Raw genomic sequence first — 22018 nt, 5'->3', positions numbered from 1 at the left:
CGCTATACTGACTCGCCATGAGCGGATTTTCCAACAGAGCCGGGAGCATCCCCGCGAGCGTGTACAAGCTGCTGCTTGTCGTGGCTACCGTCATCTGGGGCCTCAGCTTCGTCGTGATGAAGGACGCGGTGGACGTGCTGGAGCCGGCGTACCTCATCGGGTTCCGCTTCCTGGCCACGGGCGCGGTGCTGGCGGCGGTGTTCTGGCGACGCATGCGGCTGGCGTTCACGAAAGACTACCTGGTAAAGGGCCTCGTCCTCGGCGTGCTGTGCTTCCTCGCGTTCTGGGTGCAAACCATCGGGCTGGACAACACGACGCCCGGCAAGAACGCGTTCCTCACGGCCACGTACTGCGTGATCGTCCCGTTCGCGTGGTGGGTCATCGCGCGCAAGCGGCCGACGGTGTTCAACATCGGCGCGGCCGTCATGGCGGTGGCCGGCATCGGGATGGTGTCGCTGCAGGGTTCGCTCGCCGAGCTCAGCATGGGCTACGGTGACCTCATGACGCTCGTGTCGGCGCTGCTGTTCGCGGTGCACATCGTGTACGTGTCGAAGTTCTCGGAGACGAACGACGTGCTCGTGCTCACGGTGATGCAGTTCTTCATCGGCGGCGCGTGCGGCGTGGCGTACGGGGCCTGCTTTGAAGCGCTCCCGCCCGCCTCGGCCCTCACGCCCGCGTTCTTCTGGAACATGGCCTACCTCGTCATCTTCGCGTCGTGCGTGGCGCTCGTCATCCAGAACGTGGCGCTGGCGCACGTGCCGCCCGCGCAGGCGTCGCTGTTCCTCAGCCTGGAGTCGGTGTTCGGCGTGCTGTTCAGCGTGCTGCTGTACGGCGAGCAGGTGGGGTTCAAGCTGATCGTGGGCTTCGTCCTCATCTTCGGCGCCATCCTGGTCAGCGAGATGTTCCCGCTGAAACGCAAGGGCGCCGCGGCCGCTCAACTGGAGGCGGTACCCGTCGAGCTGCCGTGATACAATGCTCCCACTAGGTGCAGTAAGGGAGGAACTTTCATGGCGGAAAAAGACAACATCGTGCTCATCGGCATGCCCGGTGCCGGCAAATCGACCCTCGGCATCGTGCTGGCGAAGATCCTGAACTACGACTTCATCGACGCGGACCTCGTCATCCAGAACAGCTGCGACAAGACGCTGCAGAAGCTTATCGACGCGTGCGGCCCTGAGGGCTTCATTCAGGTGGAGAACGAGATCCTGCGCGACCTGACGGCATCGAAGTCCATCATCGCCACGGGTGGCTCCGCCGTGTACTCCGACGAGGCCATGGAGCACCTGTCGGAGATCGGCACCGTCGTGTACCTCAAAATCACGTTCGACCAGCTGGTCAACCGCTTGAGCGATCTGCAGGAACGCGGCGTGGTGCTGAAGGGCGGCATCGGCATGAGCCTGCGCGAGCTGTACGACGAGCGCCTGCCGCTGTACGAGCAGTACGCCGAGGTCACCGTCGACGTGAACGACCTGTCCATCACCGCCGCCGCCCGCAAAGTGGCTGACGCGCTGAAGTAGGAGGAACGCCATGGCCGCATCCCTTGAAACCGCTCCGGTCAAACCAACCGTCACGATCGACGACCTGGACAAGATCGACGTCCGCGTGGGTCGCATCGTGGCGGTGGACGACGTGGAGGGCTCGAAGAAGCTCATCAAGATGACGGTTGATTTCGGCGGCTTCACGCGCACCATCCTGTCGGGCATGAAGGAGGAGCGCGAGGATTGCGCGGCCGAGCTCACGGGCAAGCAGGCGCTGTTCGTGGTGAACCTTGCGCCGCGTAACATGGCAGGCGTGGTGTCCGAGGGCATGATCTACGACATCGGCTACGAGGACGGCATCGTGCCGGTGCTGGCCGTGCCGGAAGCGGAAGTGCCCGACGGCGTGCGTCTCGGGTAGCGTTCGCGCACAAGAAAGAAAAGGCCCCGCAGTTCAAAGAGCTGCGGGGCCTTGTTGTCGGGACTTCCTACAGCCCTTCCATTTCGAAGCGCTTCTCGAGCGCCTCCTGATGGATGCTGTACTGCAGCGCCATCTCCTTCGCCACCTGGCCGCTCTTCACCAGGCTGAACAGGCTCTGGTCCATCGTGCGCATGCCCTCGGCGCCGCCGGAGGCGATGACGCTGTCCAGCTGGTGCGTCTTCTCCTCGCGGATGAGGTTGCGGATGGCCGTGTTCGTGATCATGATCTCGAAAGCCGGCGCCGTGCCGCCGTCCACGGTGGGCACGAGCTGCTGCGACACGATGGCCTGCAGCACCATGGACAGCTGGATGCGGATCTGGCGCTGCTGCGAGGCGGGGAAGGCGTCGATGATGCGGTCGACCGTGCCGGCCGCGCCCGTGGTGTGCAGCGTGGAGAACAGCAGCTGCGCCATCTCGGCGGCCGTCACCGCGGTGCCGATGGTGTCCTGGTCGCGCATCTCGCCCAGCAGGATGACGTCGGGGCTCTCGCGCATGGCCGAGCGCAGCGCCTCGCCGTACGTGGCCACGTCGGTGGGCACCTCACGCTGCGTGACGATACAGGAACCGTGCTTGTGCACGTACTCGATGGGGTCTTCCATCGTGATGATGTGGCCGGTGCGCTCGTGGTTCAGGCGGTCGATGATGCAGGCGAGCGTCGTGGATTTGCCGGCACCCGCCGGGCCGGTGACCAGCACGAGGCCCTTCTGGAACTTGGCGAGGCGCAGCACTTCGTCGGGGATGTGGAATTCCACCGGGTCGGGCAGGCCGAACGGGATGACGCGGATGACCGCGCCGTACGAGCCGCGCTGGCGGAACACGTTGGCGCGGAAGCGGCCGACGCCCGGCACCGCGAACGAGAAGTCGTCGTCGTGGTTGCCGTTCTCCATGAAGTGGACCATGCTGCGACCCGACGCCTCGTAGATAGCGCTGACGAAGGCCTCGGTGTCGGCCGGCTTGAACGGCGCCGAGTCGAGGCGCACCTGGCGGCCGCTCACGCTGTACGCCAAGGGAAGTCCTGCGATAATGAAGACGTCGGATGCCTTCGCATCCACCATCTCTTGCAAGAGCTGCTCCAGTTTCATCGTGCTTCTCCTATCGTGTTTGCGCGGCACCGGACCAGAGCGTGGCGCTCGGGCCGTCGTTCGTCCACTGCGTTGTTGCTTTCCATTGGCTGATCTCGTACGTTGCGTGCGCCGTGATGGTCAACTCCACGTCGAGCGTGCGCCCGCTGGGGGTGGTGAACGTCATGTGCACGGTCGCCCCGTCCCGCTGGGCGCCAGCGGGCAGCGCCTTGTCCACGGCCGCGAGCGCCGCGTCGAGGTCGCCGTCGGCGGCGCGCACCGGTTCGAGCGCCGCGTCGATGGTGGCCACCGCGCTTTGGGCGGACCGTTCGTTCGCGTACGTGTCGTCGGTGAACAGCGCCTGCTTCTCGGCGGCGGCGTAGGTCGCTTGCGCCGTCGTTGCCGACAGCACGGCCATCACGGCCAGACACAGGATGATGACGAGCGTGAACAGGCTGATGGGGCCGATACGCACGCTGCTGTTGGAGCCGCTCATCGCTGCACCCCCTCGTCCGACACGTAGCGCGCCGTGTCCACCTGGTACACGATCGCGTCGTCGCTGGTCACTTCGATATGGGCTTCGTACAGGGTGCCGGTCTGCTGGGCCTGGGCCTGCACGGTGCGCGTCACGTCGTAGCGGTCGGCGCGTGCGGGGGCGTCGTTGCCCGCCTCCACGATGAGCTCGCCGTTGACGAGGGCGTACGTGGTAACGAGGTCGCCGGCGGTCGGGTCGGCTGCGAACGTCTCGGCGTCGTTCGACGCGAGGATGATGGCGTTCGACAGCCGGTCGGCGTCTTCGCCCCGCTCGTGCGCCCCGCCGATCACCTGCATGAGCACGGCGAGCGACGCGATGAGGAACACGAGCAGCACGAGCGCTTCCACGATGAACGCCGAGCCGTGCCAGGGCCGACGGTCGTGCACGCTGCTGCGGCGCAGACGGGAAAGGTCGATGGCCATCAGGCACCCCCTCGTACGCTGCGCAAGGCGACCGAGGTGGAGCCCTGATCGGTGTGCACGGTCAACAGGCCGTCGGTATAGGTGAAGTCGAACGTCGAGGACGCCACGATCTCGCGGGCCTTCTCGGGGGTGAACGCCGTGCCGGCGCGCGTGTACTCCTCGACGATGGCGCCCTGGTAGGCGTACAGGCGCGTCTCGTAGTCGCCGTTCTCCAGATGCTCGGTCAGCACGAGCGCGAGCCCCTCGGGGCCGTCGGCCACGCCCACGGCATCGGTGCCGTCGGTGGAGCGGATGGAGTTCGCGATCAGCGACAATCCCAGCCGCGTGTTGTCGGAGGACGAGCGCACGTCGTTCACCGCGCGGTAGGCGCTCGTGCCCACCAGCAGCGCGAGCAGCAAGAACAGCGCGATGACGGCGAACAGCAGCGTGATGAACGCGCGGCCGCGCGCCTTTCCGCCGCGCGCTTCGGCGCTGCGATTGGACCCCGTTGCCCGGATCAGCGTTTGCACCATATCGTCCTTCATTTTGCCAACACCACGACGTTCGGCATGACGTTGTCGGCGAACACCTCGTAGGTGATCACGTAATCGGAGCGGTTCACGACCAGTCCGTAATTCTCCTCGAGATAGGCGAGCGACGAGGGGTACGCGCCCTCGATGGCGCAGCATTGCTTCGCGCTGTTGAGGATGGCGTTGCGCACCGAAAGCTCGCCCTGCTCGCGCAGCGACGCGCCGATGGCGCTCGAGGAAAGCCAGACGAGCACCACGGCCAGCACGATGGCGAACAATCCGGCCATGCGCTTGCGGGTGCGTCTCCTGATTTCCTGTTTGGTCAGCTCGTGGTACATGAGGCTAGCCGATCGATCCCATGATGCCGACGAGCGGCAGCATGACCGCGATGAGCGTGGCCCCCACGCCCACGGTGAGGAATGCGGCCAACGTGGGCTCGACGCTGTCGATGAGGCCGTCGAGGCGGGCGATGGAATCGTCGAAGAACGTGTCGGACAGGCTGGCCAGCACGGTCTCCAGGCTGCCGGAGCGCGTGCCCACCACCAGCATGCGGGCGTAGATGGGCTCGAACACGTTGTTGTCGAAGATGGCCTGCGCCAGGCTCTTGGCCTGGGTCGGGTCCGTCATCTGGGTGCGCGCCACTTCGAGCTGGGTTTTCAGGCTCGCGTGATCAACCATGGCGACCGCCTTCTCCATGGCGGCGTCGGTGTTCACGCCGGCGGCGACGAACGTGGCCAGCGCTGCAGTGAAGCGGCTGACGGCCATCTGGCGCAGCGGGCCGCGCGTGAAGGGCATTTTCTCGAAGAGGTGCAGCAGGCGCTGGCGCCCCGACACCGAGCGGCTGGCCAGCACGCCCAGCACCACGAGCACGGTGCAGACGAGCGTGACGCCCAAGGCGATCCAGCCGATGATGATGGAGGCGTTCACGTATCCGAACGAGCCCGCCGTCAGATCGCCGGAAAGTCCCTGGTAGACGTCCACGAACACAGGCAGGATCACGATGACGGTGAACAGCAGGATCACGGACATGACGCACAGCAGCGCGGCGGGGTAGGCGATGGCGTTCTTGATCTTGGCGTACAGGCGATCTTCCTCGTCGTAGTACGTCGCCAAGCTCCACAGCACGTTCTCCAGGCGGCCCGCATGCTCGCCCGCGCCCACCATGTCGACGACGTGGGAGGGAAAGCATCCCGAGTCGTTCATGGCGCGCGCCAGCGGTTTGCCGGCGATGAGCTCCTTGTACACGTCGTCGCACGCGCGCTTGAACGCCGCGTCCTCCATGTTCTCGCCCAGCAGGTAGACGGCTTCGTCCATCTGAATGCCGGCGGAGTGCATGACGGCGACGCTCTCGCAGAAGGCGGAAATAGCGCTGCTTTCAAGCATCTTCGTGGCCATGTCCTACGCGCTCCTTTTATCTCGTGCTACGTTGTATCGTCAGGTTAGTACGTGTAGAGATCGGTATACGTGGTTCCGTCCCCCACGTAGCTTGACCCGCTTCCGGCAGCAAACGTCGTGTCTATGCGCGTCCACGTGTTCTGCTTGATATTGATGCGTGCGTCCACCCATGTGCCGTCAATATACACCATGTTCCAAGCATGGTATATATTATCAGGCGAGACGTATCCCGTAATTATTTTGCAGGGAATCCCCTGACTGCGCAGCATGGCGGCCGCCAGCGATGCGTAGTCGAAGCAGATTCCCGAGCCGTCGGCGATGCACGCGTCGGGGCTGGGGAGGTAGCCGGTCGCGTCGGCCAGCTCGGCGGCTTTCCCCTCGTCGTATGCGATATTGTCCACGATCCAATCGTAGATGCTGCGCACCACGTCGCCCTCGTTCTGCGCGTCGGCGCACAGGTCGTTCGCCAGCTTCGTGCTCTCGCTGGAGGCGTCGTAATCGCAGTAGATGCTCGGGCGGATGAACGGCTGAAATTCATCAGCGAGCGTCACCTGCTGATCGGAGAGGCTGTCCAGCTCCGCATAGCTTTGGCCGGTCGTGTTTTCCCAGACGGTGAACGTGTACGCGCCGTCGCCCTCGACGAGCGGGCACGAGATGGGCGTGCCGTCGCTGGGCAGGTCGAAGTAGTACGTGCCGCTCGAGCCGTCCTTCTCCACCTGGAACTTCAGCCGCGTGGACGCCGTGGCCGACACGGCGATGTAACCTTCTGACAGGTGAGAGGTGTCGAACGCCGCCCCGCGCTCGCCCGTGGCCGCCGCCTCGTCGAACGGGGAAAGCGCCAATTCCGGACGCTCGTAGGCGGGGCCGCTCGTCTGGCCCTGCCCGTCCGACGAGCCGGGCAGGGCCCCTTCGCCGCCGCATCCGGCCAGCGCCGTCATCGACGCCGCGAGGACGGCCGCGCACGCGATGCGGCCCAGCTTGCGCACGGGCGCACACCAAGGCTTCGGCGCGTCGGCCGCTTCGCGTCGCTTCCGTCCAGAGGCTATGGTGCCGAGCAGGTGCATGCGCCCTCTCTACGATTGTTGGTATCGAGGCATTATACCCCTCCTGGTAGGGGCGTTTGATACTGTTGATTTCGTCTTGGAGACGCGTGCGGGAAAACGCCGGGGGGAGTGTCATATAAATCTACAACCACCAGCGGAGATAGGGAAATTTGTATGGGTATTGTATTCTAAAAATTGATACCCCGTTCTTCATATCTTGGGAAGTTTCCGTGATAAAATAGATATTGGGTATATAGCATTTATTTCGCATCCCCGGATATCGAAAACGAATGCCCGTTGCCTACCACGAGAACGACAAGTTTTTTCAGCATATTCGACAACGTATGAGCTCATGGCACGTGCAAAACATCTTGCGCGCATGGCTCGATAGCTGCGGGGCTCCGCGGCGATTGAAACCTCCCGCAGATGGCGAGAGTTTGGGTGATGAATATGTTGGAGAAAATGCTCGATCTTAAAAACACGTTCGAGGGCAAGTTCCTCGCCGTCTTCATGTCGGTGGTGCTGGTGATGTCGATGACGAACATCCTGGCATTCGCGGGCGACGAAGGCGAGCTGCCCGCTGTCGAGGGCGAATCTACCGAGCAACCCGAGAAAGCGGCCGAGCCGGTGGCGGAAGCCTCCGACGAGAAGGTCGTGGACGAAGCCGTGCAGCACGGCGAGGGTGCCGCTGCCGCGGATGCCGATGCGTCGAAGACGACGCCTTCCGAGCCGCTCGTGTCGACGGCCGTCGATGAGGCCGTCGTGACGTTCGAGACCGACAACGCGTTCGTGTCCATCAAAGATCAGCTGCTTTCCGGTACCACGCTGACCACCGAGCTGCACAAAGAGCTGCGGTTCACGGCAAGCGCCGACACCGGCTTCGAGCTGGGAACCATCACCGCGAAGAACGCCGCGAACGTCGACGTGCCCGTCACCACCCAAGACGGCGTGTCCACCATCGCGGCCGACTACGTCGACAGCACGCTCGTCGTGACCGTCGCGGCCACCCCCGTCGCCACCGACGAGCCCGAGGTTGAAACCAAGCCCATCACCAGCGACACCAAGATCGAAGGCGGGGAAGTGGACGCCGACCAGGGCGACCAGCCCGAGGCCGAGCAGCCCGAGGCGCCCGTCGTCGAAGTGGAAGCCGACGTCAGCAGCCCCGCGTTCGAGGGCTACGCCCAGGCGGGCGACGTGCTGGTCAAAGTGACCGCCGCCGAGGGCATCCTGCCCGAAGGCACCACCGTGCAAGCGGTGCAGGTCACGAGCTCGACCGTTATGGACGCGATTGAGAATGCCGTGGAGCGGCAGGGCAAAGAGCTGGAAACCGCCGTTGCCATCGACGTGACGCTTGTCGGCCCCGAAGGCAACGTCATCCAGCCGAGCGCTTCCGTGAACGTCTGCTTCTTCAATGCCGGTATCGCCGGCGAAACCATGGGCGTGTACCACGTATCCAACGACGGTTCGAGCGTGAGCCCCGTCTCCGCCCGTCAAGCCGATGCCGCCGCGCAGAGCTTCGACGTGAGCCATTTCTCCATCTACGTTGTGACGGTTGAGGGGACGCCTCAGCTCGCCACCTACAATTTCTACGGTGTGGATGGCACGACGCTTCTTGACCGGCAGATCGTGAAGACCGGCGACACCCTGTACGAGCCCAAGACTCCCGCCGTGGACGAAGGTCAGTCCTTCCAGGGCTGGTACGCTAAGAACGGCAGCGAATGGGCGGGCAAGTTCAGCGCCTTCGGCAAGCAGACGGTTGTCGGTACGGCCACTTACGATCTGTACGCCAAGTCTTCCAAGGCATACTACGTGTACTTTATGGACAACTCGGGCAGCCGCGTCTTCACCACCAAGTCGGGGACTTCCGGAGACGTCATCACGACCGACGTGACGTTCCCGCTTGCTCCGAACGAAAGCGTGACCGGTTGGTATACCGATGCGGACCGCACGAACAAGGTTGATTCGGTCGAGCTGAAAGACTCGAGCGTCACGCTGTATCCGAAGGTCGAGACGGGCAAATGGATAACCTTCGATGCCAAGGGCGGATCGTACGCAACGCCGCAGTTCGTCGGCGTGGGAGACGTCTCCTCCGAACCTGCCGAACCCACGCGTTCGGGCTATAGCTTTGCGGGTTGGTACGGCAACGAGTCGTGCGAGGGAGACTCCTATTCGTTTGGCTCCGGGCTTACCGAAGATACGACGCTGTATGCAAAGTGGGAAGCTGCCAAAGCGAACTACAGCGTTGTCGTGTGGCTGGAAGCAGCCGACTCGACGCATGAGGAAGAGCGATACGACTACGTGACGACGCTCGACTATCAGGGGACGACCGATGAGGCCGTAACGCTTCCCAGCGCTTCGGAGATCAAGTCCAGCGTCGGCACTTTTGCGATTGACAACAAGCACATTATGGACGCGGTCGACGAGTCGAGCGATAAGACCATCACCGTGAAGGGTGACGGTACGGCGATTGCCAACGTGTACCTGAATCGTGTCGAGTACACGATTGATCTGCAGTGCACGAAGGGGAGCAGCAGCAACAAGAAAGACTATACGACCGCGAGCACCATCACGGCGAATTACGGTGCCGATATTTCTGCGCAGTGGGCCGAGGCCACGAAGAAGATAAACAACGCGTACGGCGTCCGCGTTTGGGTGGCGAATCCGAGCGGCCCCGGAACTACGAGCAACCCGGTCATTGCTCCATTTCAGACGATGACGGAGAATCGAACGCTCTACTACGTCAAGAACGGATCAGCCCTTCACCACCTCGAATTGTACGTCGAGCAGGTGGGGAACACGAAAGAGATCGGGAAAACCAGCGCTACCGACAAGAGGTACAATTCGGGCTATCGGTATTCGAACAACTACAATACCAGCATGTTCGAGATCGAAGACACGCTGGTGTTCAACGGTACGGGCGTGCATGCGACGATTGCCAACTACGTGAACGCTCTGAGCGGGTACGAATGGGTCGGCGCTGACCTTGCGGACAATCAGGGATTCTTCAACCAAGGCGGCACGTGGACGGCGCGTCACTATTTCCAGAGGAAAGCTTATACCATCACCTTCAACAACGAGGGTTCGGTACGTACGAGCGAAGCCATCAAATACGGCTGGTCGATCGAGGATGAGGGGGAGGAACCGAGCGCGAAGGACGCGGGCGTTCCGGAAGGCTCCACATTCGCGGGCTGGTACACGTCTCCGACGTTTGCCGAAGGGACGGAATTCGACTTCGCCGACGCAACCATGCCGGCTCGAAACCTGGCATTGTACGCAAAGTGGGTGCTTCCCACCTACCAGGTCACCTATTATGCCGATATGGACGGATCCTCGGTGGCGACCCAGCATGAGGTTGCCTACGGAAAGACGACGTCCAGCGAGTCTTCCTCGATCGTCGACGTTCCCGAGGGATACAAGTGGGTCGGTTGGATGACGCGCTCCGGTTCCGACGGAGACTATACGTACCTACCCTTCAATTTCGATACGCAAGCGTATGGCGATATCGAGCTGTACCCCTACTATATTAATAACGAAAGCTACTCGGTATCCTACGATGCGAACGGCGGCGCCGGCGACGTGCCGACCGACGGACTTGAGTATGCGCAGGGAAGCTTTGCCGAAGTGGCCAAGAGCACGCTCACGGCACCTTCTGAAAACCAAACGTTCCTTGGGTGGAGCACGCATGTCGACGGTAGCGGCACGAGACATTATCCCGGCGGCATGGTGCAGTTTGGCAACGCCGACATTACGCTTTACGCGCAATGGGGGCAGCCGGCGCCGCAGACGTCGTTGACCTACGATGCCAACGGTGGAACGGGCGACTCGGCTACCATCGATCTTGCCAATAACGAGGAGACGGTTCTGAGGACGGCGAAGGATCTGGGCTTCGGAGCGCCTCGGGTTGGCATGCATTTTGCGGGATGGAATACCGAGAAGGATGGTTCGGGCACTGCCTTTGAGGCGGGCGCGGCGGCGCGGGTGAACGTCGATGAAGGAGAGAACGTTCTGTATGCCCAGTGGGCGATGGACGATGATACCGCTTACAGGATCGAAGTGTACTACGAGGCCAACGGCGAGTACGGAGACCCTGAGATTCACCAAGCGGCCGGCACGACCGATGCCGAAGCGTCCTTGGATGTTGCAGACTACGCAAAAGCGGGCTACACCTTCGACGAGGCGGCCGACAACGTGCTCGATGGAACGATTGTTGGCGACGGTTCTCTTGTGTTGAAGGCGTACTTCAAGGAGAACACGGCGCTGATAACCTATCAGGCAACCGACGGCGGCAGCGTGTCCCGGGAAAGCGAGACGCTCCGCGTGATCAGCGGTGAGGCCGCGGGTTCGAAGGCTCAGCCCCATGCGGCGACGGATGTCGACCCCGGCTATTACTTTGTCGGTTGGAGCGTGGGCGATTCCTCGGACATCGTTTCAACGGAGCTCGGGCTCGACAAGGCGGCCGTCGAGAGGTTCGCTACGAGCGAGGGATTGTACGTGCCCACCGCGTTCACGGCTCATTTTGCCGCGAAGAAGGCGTTGAGGATCCTGTCGAAGTCCGATACGTTCACGTATGACGGCACGCCGCATGTTGCATCGGATACGACGTTCGAAGGCGACGACGGCGTTGCCGTGTACGGCGTTACCGCGCGGGCCGAAGAAACCAACGCCGGCACCTATCCCGTCGCGTTCCGTGATAAGGACAAGCTGGAAATCGAAGAAACAGAGACGGGAAAGGACGTCACGGACCAGTATGCCGTAACGTATGAGGAAGGCACGCTGACCATCGAGAAGCGCCCGATTGCTTTGACGGGCGAGGGATGGTCGGAATCTCAGCAGTACACGGGAAAGGTCTATACTTCGGACTAGTATAAGGTTGAATCGCCGAGCGGATATAATGATCGGCAGCCCGGAGGCACGAGCGGGTTGGTTCAGGGTCAGTCCGTATCGACCCAGTACCGCATCAGCGGAATGATTCCCGGTATGTACGAAGGCTCGTTCGAGGCCATCTCCATTCTTGATGGCGACAGCGACGTCGCCGCGAATTACACGATTAACACGACGGTCGGCGCGCTGGAGATCGTTGCTTCGCAGAAGCCGCTCGTGATCACGGCGGTGTCGAAGTCGTGGAAGTACGACGGGGAGACGCATTCCGATAGCGGGTATACCGTCTCGTACGGCGGTTCTGCTGTCCCTCGGAACGAGGATGGTTCGTACACGCTGCCCACGGGCGACGCGGTAACCGCCACGGTGTCGGGCTCGGTGAAGAACGTCGCCGACGGCACTGAGGGCAACAACGAGATCACCGGTTTCGAGGTGGGGAATAGCGGCTACTATGCCAACGTGAGCAGCGAGAACGGCACTTTGGCTATCACGCCGCGTTCGGTGGATCTGACGAGTGCGGCGGCGACCAAGCCGTACGACGGTTCGCCGCTGACGGCATCTGACATTACCGTGTCGGGCGACGGTTGGGTTGCTGGCGAGGGCGCCGATTACGTCGTCACAGGGTCGCAAACTGCGGTTGGTTTCTCCGATAACACGTTCGACTACACGCTGAAGAGCGGCACGACGGCCACAAACTACGCTATCGCCAAGCGCGTCAACACGCTGACGGTTACATCGCGTCCGGATAACGCCAAGTTCGAGATCGCGGTCGAAGCCAACTCCGACACGTTCACGTACGACGGCACCGAGCAGAGCGTCTCGGGCTTGAAGCAGACCGAGTTCACCATCGGCGACGTTACCTTCACGGTTACGGGCCTTGGGGCAAGCGCTACGGGAATGAACGCGAATGCGTACGATGCGAACGTTGTCGGCAATCCTGTTGTGACCGATGAGGGAGGTAACGTTGTTACCGATCAGTTCGTCATCAAAACGAAGAACGGTTCGCTCGTCATCGAGAAGCGTCCGCTCACGCTGACGTCCGCCACGCTCTCCAAGGTCTACGACGGCACGCCGCTGGCGAACGGCGATACCGCGCTCGCGGTCGAAGAGGGCTGGGCCGAGGACGAGGGCGCGACCTACGAGTTCGCGAATTCCGTGTCCCAGCCTGGCGAGACGAAGTCGAACGACTTCGCCGTCGTGCCGAACGAGGGCACGAGCCTCGACAACTACGATGTGACCAAGACCGAGGGCCAGCTGACCATCGTGAACCGTCCCGAGGACGTCAAGTACGACGTGAATGTGACGGCCAACTCCGGCACGTTCACCTACGACGGCACCGAGAAGACGGTGTCCGGCTTCGCGAATGAGACCGACCGGGGCGTCCCCGTGGTGGCTGACGGCCGCACGTACTACGTGAAGGGCCTGACCTCCGCGGCGTCCGGCACGAACGTGTCCGACTCCGTGGGCTCCGTTCCCGTTGAGGGCGCGGCTGAGGTGTTCGACGAGAGCGGCGAGGATGTGAGCAGCGAGTTCAACGTCTCGGTCAACCCCGGCTCGCTCACCATCAACAAGCGTTCCGTTGTTCTGACCAGCGAATCCGGCCAAAAGCCGTACGACGGCTATCCGCTGACCAACGACGCGGTGAATGTGTCGGGTGACGGCTGGGCCGAGGGCGAGGGCGCGACCTACCAGGTTACGGGCTCCCAAACCCTAGTCGGCTCTTCTGACAACGTGTTTACGTATGCCCTCACGAACGGGGCGATTGAAGACAACTACGCGATCGAGACGCTCTTCGGAACGCTGCGCGTGGCCAACGCCGAAGCCAGATTCGAGGTGACGGTGACGGCCAACTCCGACACGGCAACCTATGACGGAGTCGAGCATGCCGTCTCCGGTCTCGTGGACGAGACCGACCAGGGCGTGCCGGTGCAGGCAAACGGGCTGGAATTCTACGTTACGGGGTTGACAGCCGATGCCGCGCGCACCGACGCCGGTGACTACCCGGTCAACGTGAGTGGCATGCCGATGGTGCATGACGCCAACGGCAATGACGTAACCAACCAGTTCGACGTGAAGACCAAGAGCGGTTCCCTCGTCATCGAGAAGCGTTCGGTGGCGCTGCAGAGCGGTTCGAGCGAGAAGGTCTACGACGGCAAGCCGCTGACCAACGACACGGTGAACGTGTCGGGTGACGGCTGGGCCGAGGGCGAGGGCGCGGCCTACCAGGTGACGGGCTCCCAGATCAACGTGGGATCCGCGCCCAACGCGTTCACCTACGTGCTTGACAGTGCTACGAAGGCCGAAAACTACAGCATCAAAAAGAGCGAGGGCACGCTGACGGTGAAGGACCGCGAGACGAGGTTTGACCTGACGCTTGAGGCGAACTCGTTGAAGACCACGTACGACGGCACCGAGAAGTCCGTCAGCGGGTTGAAGCAGACGGAATTCACCATCGACGGCGTCACGTTCACCGTGTCGGGCATCGTCGCCGAGGCCACGGGCACCGATGCGGATACCTACCAGGTGATCCCGAGCGGCGACGCGAAGGTCACCGACGCTGCGGGTAACAATGTGACTAGGCAGTTCAACATCGAGTACAAGCAGGGTACGCTGACCATCGATAAGCGTCCGCTCACGCTGACGTCCGCCACGCTCTCCAAGATGTATGACGGCACGCCGCTGGCGAACGACGGTACCGCGCTCGCCGTCGAAGAGGGCTGGGCCGAGAACGAGGGCGCGAGCTACGAGTTCACCGGATCGGTGAAGCTGCCTGGTGCGACGACCCCCAACGCGTTCAAGGTCGTCCCGAACGAGAATACGAGCCTCGACAACTACGAGTTGAGCAAGACGGAAGGCCAGCTGACGATCGAGGATCGCAACGACGATGCGAAATACGCCGTAGACCTCGAGGCCAACTCCGGCACGTTTACCTACGATGGCCAGGAGAAGTCCGTTGACGGCTTCATCCAGACCGAATTCACGATCGACGGTGCCGTCTACACGGTGACGGGACTTGAGGCGAAGGCCACGCGCACCGATGCAGGTACGACGACGGTCGGTATCGACGGTACGCCGGTGGTTTTCGATGCTGACCAAAACGATGTGACGAACCAGTTCAGGGTGTCGCTCACGACCGGCTCTCTGACAGTGGACAAGCGCGTCGTGGTGCTCACGAGCGCGACGGATAGCAAACCGTTCGACGGCACGGCGCTGAAGAATCCTGCGGTGGACGTCTCGGGCGATGGCTGGGCCGTCGATGAAGGCGCCACGTACGACGTCACCGGCTCGCAGACCATCGTGGGCTTCTCCTCGAACGCCTTCACGTACGAATTGGCAAGCAATACGAAGGCCGAAAACTACCAGATCGACAAGCGCGAAGGTATGTTGACGGTGACGAGCCGCGACGCCGAGTACGAGGTGAAGGTGGAAGCCAAGTCGGCCACCTATACCTATGACGGCGAGAAGAAAACCGTGTCCGGATTCGAAAACGAAACTGAGAAGGGCATAGCCGTCCAGGCGGAAGGTCGCACCTATTACATCACCGGCCTTAGGGCTACTGCCGAGCTGACCGACGTCGACACCGTCTTGTCGAACGTGATGGGCGACCCGACGGTGCGCGACGCCGACGACAACGATGTGACGAGCGAGTTCAGCATCGAGGCCGTCGCCGGTTCGCTGACGGTTGAGAAGCGCAAGGTGAGCGTGACGAGCGCTTCCGATACCAAGGAGTACGACGGCGAAGCCCTGGTGGCGCATCGCGTCATCGAAGCGAGCGAGGGCTGGGCCGAAGGCGAGGGTGCGAGCTACACCTATTCCGGGTCGCAGAAACTCGTCGGGTCGTCGCCGAACTACTTCGAGATGGTGCTCAATGAGAACACGAAGGCGTCGAACTACGAAATTAAACTTATCGAGGGCCTCCTGACGGTGACCAACCGCGATGCCGCATTCGACGTGACGGTGAAGGCCTCGTCGGCAACGGCGCTCTACGACGGTGACGAGCACTCCGTTACCGGCTTCGAGAACGAGACCGCTCGGGGCATTCCCGTCCAGGCGGGCGGGGCCACCTATTACGTCTCCGGCCTGACCGCGAACGCCGTCGGCACCGATGCTGGCACGTTCGTTACGCGCGTTGACGGCACCCCGGTGGTGCACGACGCCGACGGCAACGACGTGAGCAAGCAGTTTGCCGTCACGCCTGAGCCCGGAAAGCTTGTCGTGGACAAGCGCTCCGTGGTTCTGCAGAGCTCTTCCGCCAGCAAGATGTACGACGGCGAACCGCTCACCGGCGGCGAGGTTGCCGTGTCGGGCGATGGTTGGGCGACGAACGAGGGTGCCGATTACGCGTTCACCGGTTCGCAGAAGCTGGTCGGCACGTCGGACAATACGTTCGACTACGTGCTGAACGGAGGCGCGAAGGCGGAGAACTACCAGATCGACAAGCGGTACGGCTCGCTCGCGGTGATGAGCCGCGAGGCTCAGTACGCGGTTACGGTGACGGCGAATTCCGCGACGGTCACCTATGACGGTGCCGAGCATGTCGTGTCCGGCTTGCAGGACCAGACCGACCGGGGCGTGGAGGTGCAGGCCGATGGCCGTACCTACTACATCAGCGGTCTCGAGGCCGGCGTGTCGGGCACCGACGCCGGTACCTACGTGGCGACGGTGAGTGGTATCCCCGTCGTGCGCGATGCCGGCGGCAACGACGTGACCAGCCAGTTCGCCGTGAATACGCAAAGCGGCTCGCTCGTCATCGAGAAGCGCGCGCTGACGCTGGGATCGGCTAGCCATTCCAAGATGTATGACGGCAGGCCTCTGACGAACGGCTCTGCCCCGCTTGCCGTGGAGGACGGCTGGGCTGCGAACGAAGGCGCATACTATGTGTTCACCGGCTCGGTGACGCTGCCCGGTGCGGCTGCTCCGAACTCCTTCGTCATCAAGGTGAACGACGGCACGAACCTCGACAACTACGTGGTGAGCAAGACCGAGGGGCAGCTGTCCGTCGGGAACCGCGACGCTCGCTACGAGGCCACGGTGACGGCCCAGTCCGGCACGTTCACGTACGACGGCGCTGAGCACGCGATCGACGGCTTCGTCGATCAGACTGCCCAGGGCGTGCCGGTTCAGGTTGACGGCCAAACTTACTACGTGTCGGGCTTGCTCTCCCATGCTTCGGGCACCGATGTGGTCGATTCCGTCACGTCTGTTCCGGTTGAGGGCGGTGCCGTGGTGAAGGACGCTGACGGCAACATCGTGAGCGATCAGTTCAACGTGAAGGTTGAAGCTGGCAGCTTCGCCATCGAGCCGGCCGAGCTTGTGATTACGGCCGACGATACCGGCAAGCGCTACGGCGACGGCGATCCTGCGTTGACGGCTTCCGTGTCGGGCCTCGTTTCCGGCGATACGTTCGAGGGCTCCTACGTGGTGACCCGTGCGGCTGGCGAGAATGCGGGCACGTACGATATCACGGTGAGCGACGTGCAGCTGGGCGAGCGCAGCAACTATACCGCCAAGACGGCTCCGGGACGCTTCATCATCGCGCCGGCCGGCGAAGTGACGCTTATCGTGAACGACGGCAGCAAGACGTACGACGGCACGCCGCTCGAGCCCACCGGGTTCAATCCCATCGGCTTGGCCCCGGGCGATACCGTCGAAGTGGTGTACGGCGGCTCGCAGACCGAGGCCGGCACAGGTGAAGGCACCATCACGAGCTACCTTATCCGCAATGCGGCGGGCGAGGACGTGACGGCCAACTACCCGACCGTCAATGTCGAGCCCGGCACGCTGCGCGTTGATCCCATGCAGGTGGTCATCACGGTTGCCGACGCTTCCAAGGTTGCAGGCGCTGCTGACCCCGCCTTCACGGGCGCGCTGTCTCAGCAGCTGGTGAACCCGGACGATCTGGGCGTCGTCACGTACGTTCGCACGGGCACGGACGAGGCCGTTGGCGTGTACGCCGATGCGCTTACGGCCGAGTTCACGGCGAACCCGAACTACGCGGTGCAGGTGGTCAACGGCACGTTCACCATCACGGCTGGTGGCACCACGGGCCCGACCACGCCGACAACGCCCACGACTCCCACGACGCCGACCGCTCCGGTCGCCCCGACGCCGCTTCCGGCAGCGCCGGGCACGCCGCTGGCCGACAACCCGCTGACGCCCATCGTCACGCCCGTGGTTGATGCGCTGCAGGGGGCTGTTGAGACGGTCATCGGCGACAACGAGACGCCGCTTGCCCAAGGCGAGCCGCGTGAAACCGAGATCGAGGACGACGGCACGCCGTTGGCCTCCGGTTCGCACGCGTGGTGCTGGGTGCATTGGTACATCATCCTCGGCATCATCGTGACGGCTCTCTACGCCGCATGCGTGGCGCTGCGTCGTGGGCTGTTCTCGCACAAGCTGAAGACGTACGAAGACGATCTGACCGGGGGCGGCGACCCCGCTCCCGGCGCTCCGTCGGCCAACGACGACGCGACGGCGCCGGTTATGCCGAAGGGCGCTCCGGCTGGCGCGACGTTGGCCGCCGGTCTGGGCGAATAGGGGTTTCATCATGAAGAAAAGCAACGTGATCGTATTCGTCCTGCTGGCTTTGGCCTCGGCGTTCTTCCTGTGGCTCTGGTTCTTCCTGGGCCTCAACCAGGTTGACGAGCCGCTCGACCTCGTGTTGTCCATCGTGTGGTGGGCGGTCATCGTGGTCGCCATCGCCGTCATCGTGAAGATGGAGCGCACGCGCCGCCAGCGCGTTCGCACCGTGTACGTCGGTGATCAGGCAACGTTCAACAGCGAGCGGGGCTTGGCGGCCATCGAGGGCTCCCAGCCGATGCCCGAGGTGATTGCCGGGATCTTGCAGAACTTGAAGTACGATTTCTCGAGGGAGGATTTCCCGGACAAGGATCGGTTCACCGTGAAGTACTTCGTGCGCACGAAGCAGTTCGACGCCGAAGAGAAGCAGGATGCCGAATCGGCCGAGGTCGAGGAGCGGGCATCCGCCGATGCGGCGGAGCCGCACATCGAGCAGAAGACGTGGAAGGGCGAGGTATTCATCGTGGAAACGAAGGAAGAGCGCCCCTTCGACACGCCGGAGGAGCTGGCAAGCATCCTGGCCTCGCTCGAGCAAGCAGCCTAAAGCGAACGGCCCCGGCTAATGGCGGGGCCGTTTTGCGCCTCCTCCTCCACATTGCGCCCGCGAAAAGCTCTTTGGTCCGCACGCGCTTGCGCGGGCGCCACAGGGAGAGGCGCAATGCGGGAGGCGCATTACGCCCCCTACTTCCCCCGGGCTTGTACGAACGCCTTGATCACGGAGACTGCTCCGAGTGCGTCCAGGTCGCCGGAGTTGATGCAGAGGTCGTAGTTGCGCGCCTGGCCCCAGTTCTCGTCGGTGAAGTAGCGGTAGTAGTTGGCGCGGTTCTTGTCGACGCGGGCGATGCGGCTGCGCGCGTCGGCTTCGGAGAGGTCGTTGCGGCGCATGACGCGCGCGATCCGCGCCTCCATGGGCGCGCTGACGAACAAGCTGACGAGGCCGGGATGGCCGTTCAGCACGTAGTCGGCGCAGCGGCCGACGATGACGCACGGCCCCTCGTCGGCGATGGATTTCAGGATGTCTACCTCGGTCTTGTAGATGCGCGATGCCACCGGATGCTCGATGTCGGTGCCGCAGAAGAAGCTGTTGGGGTTGAGCAGCAGTGGCCGCATGGGTTTCTCGTCGAAGTCCTCGACCACGTCGCCGCTGAGGCCGCTCTCCTCGGCGATGCGCTTGAGCAGCAGCTTGTCGTAGTACGCGATGCCCAGCTCGCTTGCGAGGCGTTCGCCGATCTCGCGGCCGCCGCTTCCGTACTCCCTGCTGATCGCGAAGACGAGATGCTGGTCCATGCTGGTCCCTTCTGTGTTCCTGCGGGTTCGACGCGAATGCGCTGCCGTCATTGTACCCGAAAAAGGGCCCCGTCCGGAGGGAGGGCGCGGGTTGCTCTCGCGGCGGATGCAGCAACGAGCGTTTTGCGCGAAGCAAGCGCGACTGGCACGCGATTTCCGGCGAAGTAGGCAATTTTGACGTTTTGCGACCTTTACGCGCTCAAACACTCTCGAACACTGCCCGCTGATGCTTGCCGCTTTTGACGTGCGTGCGACTGACCTGCTGTTTCGTATGCGGTGCAGGAATCGGTCGGTTTCGAGGCGGGGGCGGAAGGTCGCAAAACGTCAAAATTGCTTGGAATGTGCGGATGCGCGCGCCCAATCGTCGGGAAGATCAAGCGGCCGCGCCCGGAGGGAGGGCGCGGCCAGGGAGGGGTAGGTCCGACGCAAAGCGCGGGATCTTGAGAGAGGGTGGCGCTACGCCGTGAATGCCGCGGCGTTCTTGCCGGCGATGCGCCCGAACGTGTAGATGTCGGACATCGAGCAGGAGCCCAGGCGGTTCGTGCCCATCTTGTGACCGGCCACTTCGCCGGCTGCGTACAGGCCCGCGATGGGCGTCTCGGCGTCGTCGAGCACCTGCGCGTCGGTGTTGATGTGCAGGCCGCCCATGGTGTAGTGCACGGCGGGTTTGTAGGCCATCAGGTAGTAGGGGCCGTCTTCGATGGCGTTGAAGTCGCCGCGGAAGTTGAAGTCGGGGTCGTTGCCGTCCTTGCAGTACTGGTTCCACTTCTCGACGGTCTTCGCCAGCTCGGCGGCGTCCACGCCGAAGGGCTCGCACACGGCTTCCAGCGTGTCGCCCTTCACGATGATCTTGCGGGCCTCGAGGTTCTCGTACTCGTCCTCGTGCGTGACCAGCAGACCCGTTTCGTCGGCGTTCGACTGGTTGAACAGCATGTACGCCTTGCCGTCGGTCTGCTCGACGATGGCGTTGGACAGCACGTCGCGGCGGTCGAGCTCCTCGACGAAGCGGTCGCCTTCCTTGTTCACCATGATGGCGCGGCTCTCGAGGCGCACGTCGCCCACGTACAGCAGCGAGCCGGTTTCGGGGTCGCACACCGGGTAGGTTTGGATGTACTGCATGTCGATGAGGTTCGCGCCCGCGGCCTCGCCCATGGTAATGCCGTCGCCCGTGGCGCCCACCGAGTCGGTGGACAGGATGGAGTCGTCCATCGCCGGGTTGTACTTCACGCGCATGTCGATGTTGGAGCCGAAGCCGCCGCTGGCCAGCACCACGGCCTTGCACGCGATGGTGGACTCGGCGCCGGTGACGTTGTTCTTCACCTTCACGCCGGTGATGGCGTCGCCGCTCTTCACCAGCTCCACGGCGGGCGTGTTCTTCGCCAGCGTCAGCGTGTCGATTTCGCCGGCGCGCTTCGTCAACTTCGTGGTCATCTCGCTGCCGCTGTGGGTGATGGGGATGATCGAGCGCTTCGTGTTGTGGCCGCCGAACTGCATGAGGTCGTGCTTCCACGAGATGCCGCCCTCGAACGTGAGCCACTGCGAGCTGTCCAGCGCGCCTTCGGCGATGATCTGCACGAGGGCCGGGTCGCCCGCGTTGTCGCCGCCGTCCAGCATGTCCTTCGCCAGCGCGTCGGGGCTGTCGGCGATGCCCTCCTGCACCTGTATCCAGTTGCCGGGCGCGGCCATCTCGCCGCCGGACAGCGCGGTGTCGCCGCCGAACACGCCCATCTTCTCCAGCAACACGACGTTCTTGCCCTCGTTGGCCGCCGTGATGGCCGCCGCGAAGCCGGCACCGCCGCCGCCGATGACCACGACGTCGGTGGACGCGGGCAGCTCGGCCTGCGCAGGCGTGGCCTTGTCGCGCTTCTTCCAGTCGCTCGATTTCTGACCGGCCTGGTCGAGCGCGTCGCCTACGGCGCCGATGAACGCCATGCTGGACAGCGTGGCGCCCGACACGGTATCCACGTTGAGCGTCTGGTTGTCCACGATCAGCTGCGTGAGCTCTTCCATGGCCACGTCGCCCATGCCCGGCGTCTCGCGCGAGTTGAGGACGGTGATGCGGTCGAGGTTGCCGTCGGTGACCATGACCTCCACGTCGAACTGCCCGTGCTTGCCCATGCCCGATCCCACGCCGGCGGAGCTGCCTGCGCCCGAGCCGTTCGACGAGCCCTTCGCGTCGGACGATCCGCTGGGCGCGCACCCGGCCAAAGCGAGCGTGCCGCCCAATACGGCCACGGCGCCGCCGGTGATGAACTGCCTACGAGAAAAACGTTCCATGATACTTTCCTCCCTTACGTTGGTGCGCCTTATCCCTGATCAAGCGCTGATGCCAGCCTACGCGTTTGGAGGTTTCG

15 protein-coding genes are annotated in these 22018 nt (G+C 63.3%); 6 read left to right on the top strand and 9 right to left on the bottom strand.

Annotation, left to right across the window (positions count from 1 at the left end):
- The first annotated feature begins 17 nt into the window (after positions 1-17).
- From H8S61_RS09790 to H8S61_RS09780, 3 genes are read left to right on the top strand one after another with little or no spacing between them, the layout of a single operon-like run.
- Positions 18-968, top strand: coding sequence for a DMT family transporter (locus tag H8S61_RS09790; protein WP_186938862.1), 951 nt, complete (start codon positions 18-20; stop codon positions 966-968).
- A 39-nt stretch (positions 969-1007) separates the two neighbouring features.
- Positions 1008-1517 (top strand): shikimate kinase, encoded by a 510-nt coding sequence (locus H8S61_RS09785; protein WP_160940747.1) that lies wholly within the window; start codon positions 1008-1010, stop codon positions 1515-1517.
- Between the two features lie 10 nt (positions 1518-1527).
- A complete protein-coding gene (locus H8S61_RS09780) occupies positions 1528-1896 on the top strand; it encodes a tRNA-binding protein (protein ID WP_186938861.1) in 369 nt (122 codons plus the stop codon).
- 67 nt (positions 1897-1963) lie between these two features.
- Here the strand turns inward: H8S61_RS09780 and H8S61_RS09775 are convergent, their stop codons facing one another.
- The 7 genes from H8S61_RS09775 to H8S61_RS09745 are packed head-to-tail and all read right to left on the bottom strand — an operon-like array spanning position 1964 to position 6941.
- Positions 1964-3037, bottom strand: a complete 1074-nt coding sequence (locus H8S61_RS09775; RefSeq protein WP_186938860.1) for a type IV pilus twitching motility protein PilT — start codon at positions 3035-3037, stop codon at positions 1964-1966.
- 10 nt (positions 3038-3047) lie between these two features.
- Complete coding sequence (locus tag H8S61_RS09770) at positions 3048-3512, bottom strand: FixH family protein (protein ID WP_186938859.1); 465 nt, start codon at positions 3510-3512, stop codon at positions 3048-3050.
- Positions 3509-3973 (bottom strand): hypothetical protein, encoded by a 465-nt coding sequence (locus H8S61_RS09765; RefSeq protein ID WP_160940743.1) that lies wholly within the window; start codon positions 3971-3973, stop codon positions 3509-3511. The genes H8S61_RS09770 and H8S61_RS09765 overlap by 4 nt, the downstream gene beginning before the upstream one ends.
- Positions 3973-4485, bottom strand: coding sequence for a DUF4860 domain-containing protein (locus tag H8S61_RS09760; RefSeq protein WP_160940742.1), 513 nt, complete (start codon positions 4483-4485; stop codon positions 3973-3975). The genes H8S61_RS09765 and H8S61_RS09760 overlap by 1 nt, the downstream gene beginning before the upstream one ends.
- A gap of 8 nt (positions 4486-4493) precedes the next feature.
- On the bottom strand, positions 4494-4769 hold the full coding sequence (locus tag H8S61_RS09755) for a hypothetical protein (protein WP_244977628.1): 276 nt from the start codon (positions 4767-4769) through the stop codon (positions 4494-4496).
- A 55-nt stretch (positions 4770-4824) separates the two neighbouring features.
- A complete protein-coding gene (locus H8S61_RS09750) occupies positions 4825-5877 on the bottom strand; it encodes a type II secretion system F family protein (protein ID WP_186938858.1) in 1053 nt (350 codons plus the stop codon).
- Positions 5878-5921: 44 nt separating this feature from the next.
- Positions 5922-6941: a transglutaminase domain-containing protein gene (locus H8S61_RS09745; protein ID WP_186938857.1), complete on the bottom strand. Its 1020-nt coding sequence runs from the start codon at positions 6939-6941 to the stop codon at positions 5922-5924.
- A gap of 423 nt (positions 6942-7364) precedes the next feature.
- Here H8S61_RS09745 and H8S61_RS09740 point away from each other — a divergent pair, with 423 nt between their 5' ends.
- From H8S61_RS09740 to H8S61_RS09730, 3 genes are all read left to right on the top strand, one after another.
- Positions 7365-11783, top strand: a complete 4419-nt coding sequence (locus H8S61_RS09740) for an InlB B-repeat-containing protein (RefSeq protein ID WP_186938856.1) — start codon at positions 7365-7367, stop codon at positions 11781-11783.
- A gap of 114 nt (positions 11784-11897) precedes the next feature.
- Complete coding sequence (locus tag H8S61_RS09735) at positions 11898-18335, top strand: MBG domain-containing protein (RefSeq protein WP_186938855.1); 6438 nt, start codon at positions 11898-11900, stop codon at positions 18333-18335.
- A 10-nt stretch (positions 18336-18345) separates the two neighbouring features.
- Positions 18346-18921, top strand: coding sequence for a DUF4238 domain-containing protein (locus H8S61_RS09730; RefSeq protein WP_160940737.1), 576 nt, complete (start codon positions 18346-18348; stop codon positions 18919-18921).
- Between the two features lie 137 nt (positions 18922-19058).
- Here H8S61_RS09730 and H8S61_RS09725 read toward each other — a convergent pair whose 3' ends face one another.
- Complete coding sequence (locus tag H8S61_RS09725) at positions 19059-19664, bottom strand: cytidylate kinase-like family protein (RefSeq protein ID WP_186938854.1); 606 nt, start codon at positions 19662-19664, stop codon at positions 19059-19061.
- A 456-nt stretch (positions 19665-20120) separates the two neighbouring features.
- Positions 20121-21941 carry a flavocytochrome c gene (locus tag H8S61_RS09720; protein ID WP_186938853.1) on the bottom strand — a complete coding sequence of 607 codons (1821 nt, stop codon included), beginning with the start codon at positions 21939-21941 and terminating at the stop codon, positions 20121-20123.
- Positions 21942-22018 lie beyond the last annotated feature (77 nt).

This window comes from Eggerthella hominis (genome assembly GCF_014287365.1).
GTDB lineage: Bacteria > Actinomycetota > Coriobacteriia > Coriobacteriales > Eggerthellaceae > Eggerthella > Eggerthella guodeyinii.
The sequence above is the reverse complement of the archived record's forward strand: the minus strand, read 5'-3'. Positions and strand labels throughout refer to the sequence as shown.